Here is a 3,479-nt window from a genome sequence, read left to right as displayed (position 1 = left end):
TCGGCGGTCGAGACCTGCGACACCAGCAGACCGGGCAACACGAAGAAGCCGATGATGCTCAGGACGGTCTGCTCGACGCTATAGCCGCTCGCCTTGACGACCTCCTGGGTGCGCCACCACGCATGGATCAACCAGGCGTCGTACCCAATGAGAAAGCATGCCGACAGGACCAGCACCAGATAGCCCCAGGTGCGCATCCGAATCTTCATCACCAGCATCCCGGCGGGGGAGGTTGGGAAGATAAACCCCACAAAGATGATCGGCGCGAGGACGAAGATCGCCGTGAAGGAGAACGCAACCGCGACATTGCTGGTCATGCTACTTTGAACGATCCAATGGAAGGCGGCGCTGCCGACGACCGAGGCGAGGGCCGCCAGCAGCAAGCCGGTGCGTCCGGTAAACGCACGATGGTGGTGCTGCGTGCTCATCGCCGGGTCTCCTACGCTGATGGGAACGTTCGGGACGAGATGGGCCGCTCGTGAACAGTGCGGCGCTGGCCCTGCAGGTGGAGCAAGCGCCGGTGGACCGAGCGGGCCTGGCGCAGGATCTCAGGATCGCCGCCGGTTCGCTCGGCATGGTCGATCAGCACCAGCAGGATCGCGCTCTCCCGCCAGACCAGCCCGCCAGGCAGCAGAATCGTTTTCCGCAGCGCGAGCCGGGCGATGGTCGTGATGATGACCCGGATGTCGCCAAGGAGTGGACGAGCGCGAAACCGTGGGGCTGTCGGCTGCGTGACGGGTTGGGTGGAAGCGTGGTCGGCCATGCGTGTCCATCCTTCTGTTCAATAACTCCTCACGATTATAACATGATAAGTTACAATTGTCAATATATTATTTATTAATATAGCAATAGCAAAAACGTGACAAAAGAAGATATGAATGACGCATCCATGCGGACAGGATGGGGGTGGTATGGTAGTCTGGTTGGTGTCGGGATGGTACGGGCCCAGCCGCTGTGCGAAGATCGTCAACGCGCTCACGGGAGCGCCGTGCCTGCGCCGTCTGCCTCTGCGGGTGCCGCAGCTCGCCACTGTACATGGCACCGCTGCGGTGGACCCAGCCAGCGACGCGCAGGCAGTGGTCAGTTGCTGGCTTTCGTTCCTTGCGGCTTACGATCCTCGTTCAGCAGTAGTGCGCTCGGCATCGAGGGCAGTGAGCCGATGACGAGTCCGCTCCGTGTCGGGATGCTTGGGGCCGAGCCGTTCCAGAAAGATGGTCAGCGCCTGCTCCAGAGAGCGCCGTGCCTGCGCGTGATCGCCCTGCGCATGCAGCACCTCGCCATGCCCACGCAGGCTCCGGGCGGTATCCGGATGCTTCGGACCCAGCACGCGCTCCTGAATCGCCACCGCTTGCATGAAGGAACACTGGGCTTCCGCATACTGCCCCCGGTCCTTGAGGACCTCGCCGAGGGTCTGGTGACTCTTCGCGGTGTCGGGATGGTCGGCGCCCAGCACCCGCCGCTGGATCGCCAATGCCTGTTCCAGGGAGCCCTGCGCTGCCGCGTAGCGCCCTTGGCGCCGCAGCACCGCACCCAGGTCGTGGAGGAACATGGCGGTCACGGGATGCTCGGCACCGCCGACGCGCTGCGCCGTCGCCAACGCCTGTTCGATGGCGTCCTGGGCCTCGGCGTAGCGCCCTTGGTCCGTGAGGACCACGCCCAGCGCGTGGAGGCTGTGGGCGGTGAGGTGGTGGTCGGCGCCCAGCACGCGCTCCTGAATCGCCAGCGCCTGTTCGATGTAGCGTTGGGCTGTCGCAGCGTGTCCTTGGGTCCCGAGCACTATGCCCAGGGAAGCAAGGCTCATGGCGGTGAGGTGATGGTCGTCGCCCAGTACCCGCTCCAGGATCGCCAGCGCCTGCTCAAAGTAGCCCTGCGCCTCAGGATACTGCCCTTGGTCGTACAGCACCCAGCCCAGATTGCCGAGACTGTTGGCCGTGTCGCGATGGTCGGCGCCCAGCACCCGCTGCCGGATCGCGAATGCCTGCAGAAAGTAGCCCTGCGCCTCGCTGTACCGCCCTTGGTAGTACAGCACCCTGCCCAGGTCGAGGAGGCTATGGGCAATGGTGGGATGCTCCGGCCCGAACAACCGCTGCCGGATCACGAATGCCTGCTCATAATAGCCCTGGGCCTCGGTATACCGCCCCTGGTCGTGGAAGAACACGCCAAGCCTGTGGAGACTTTGCGCGGTGTCGGGATGGTCGGCGCCCAGCACGCGCTCCTGAATCGCCAGCGCCTGTTCCAAGAAGCGCTGGGCGTCCGCAAACTGCCCTTGGGCACCGACGACATTGCCCAGGTTGAGGAGGCTTATGGCGGTGTCGGGATGGTCGGCGCCCAGCACGCGCTCCTGAATCGCCAGTGCCTGTTCCAGGTAGTCCTGCGCTTCCCCATAGATGCCGAGTTGCCGGAGATGGACGCCCAGCGCCGTGCATAACGCTGCGGTGCGGGCATCCGCGCGCGGCTGGGCCACCTCGGTGAGGAAGCGGAGCTGGAGCTGGAGCGCGAGCAACCGCCGGGGATCGCGTTGCTCGTTCACTGCATTGACCACCCGCAGCAGGGTGGCTTCCACCGCCGCCTGGGCGGCGTCGTGTCCTAGAACCGCCCGCACAAACGCGACCAGCAGCCGGTGCATGCGCAGGTTCCCCGCGGCGTCGGCGGCGAGCAGCCCCAGGTCGATCAGCCGCGTCAGGGCGTCCTCGGCCACGAGGATGCCATCGGGGTCATCGTCCCGCAGTTCAAGCGTGTTGAGGAGGAACCAGCGCGGGATCGGCTCGCCGGGCGCCAAGCAGGCGGCATGGGCCAGCAGCGTGCGCGCCAGCGCATCGGCTGGCTCGCCGGGATCGAGCCGCTCGTAGCTCCGCGCAAAGGTGCGCGCTACATGCTGCACATGCTGCGTCGGCGACAGCCCCGCCGCTTGCAGCGAGCGATCGTCCAGGATCGTCGGGGTCTGGAGGCGCGTCAGGTACTGGGCTGGGGTCAGCGCATGGCGGTATTTGGCGAGAAAGCTGCCCGCCAGATGAAGCGCCAGTGGCAGATCGCCGAGCAGCTCCGCAACCGCGTCGAGATCGGGATGGTCGGCGGGCAGATCGGGGCGAAAGGTGCGGAGCAGGCGGAGACTATCGGCACGCGGCAACACATCGAGCGGGAGCGGGCGCACGCCGAGCGTCGGGTCCCAATGCTGGCGACGGCTGGTGAGCAGGATGCGGCAGCCGCCATGGGTGGGTCGCCACTGCGCCACCAGCGCCGCATCCTCGCAGTTATCAAACACCAGCAGCCGGGGGAGCGGGCGTTCCCAGGCGGCTTGCACGAGCTGCACTTGCTTGTCGAGGGGAAGCTGGTCAAATGCCGCATGGAGCCGCATGCCCCGGTCGCCCCCACACGCCGCCACTTCCGCAGACACGGCAGCCGAGTCAGCAAAGCTGAGCCAGAACACGCCACCGTGGAAATACTGCCCGTAGCGATGGACAAACTCGCAGGCCAGTTGC

General features: G+C 65.7%; 3 protein-coding genes. All 3 read right to left on the bottom strand.

Annotation, left to right across the window (positions count from 1 at the left end; translation table 11 throughout):
* On the bottom strand, positions 1 to 428 hold a 428-nt coding region (locus VFZ66_07205; protein HEX6288960.1), incomplete at its 3' end, for a hypothetical protein.
* An 11-nt stretch (positions 429 to 439) separates the two neighbouring features.
* A complete protein-coding gene (locus VFZ66_07200; protein HEX6288959.1) occupies positions 440 to 763 on the bottom strand; it encodes a hypothetical protein in 324 nt (107 codons plus the stop codon).
* A gap of 345 nt (positions 764 to 1,108) precedes the next feature.
* Positions 1,109 to 3,479: tetratricopeptide repeat protein (locus VFZ66_07195; GenBank protein HEX6288958.1), on the bottom strand; the 2,371-nt coding region annotated here is incomplete at its 5' end.

This window comes from Herpetosiphonaceae bacterium (assembly GCA_036374795.1).
Lineage (GTDB): Bacteria > Chloroflexota > Chloroflexia > Chloroflexales > Kallotenuaceae > LB3-1.
Note: the sequence above shows the minus strand (reverse complement) of the source record. Positions and strands in the feature narration are given on the sequence as shown.

What these genes read in the sequence shown, in the direction of transcription:
- VFZ66_07200 (HEX6288959.1), bottom strand. Translation starts at nt 763, where the DNA reads ATGGCCGACCACGCTTCCACCCAACCCGTCACGCAGCCGACAGCCCCA.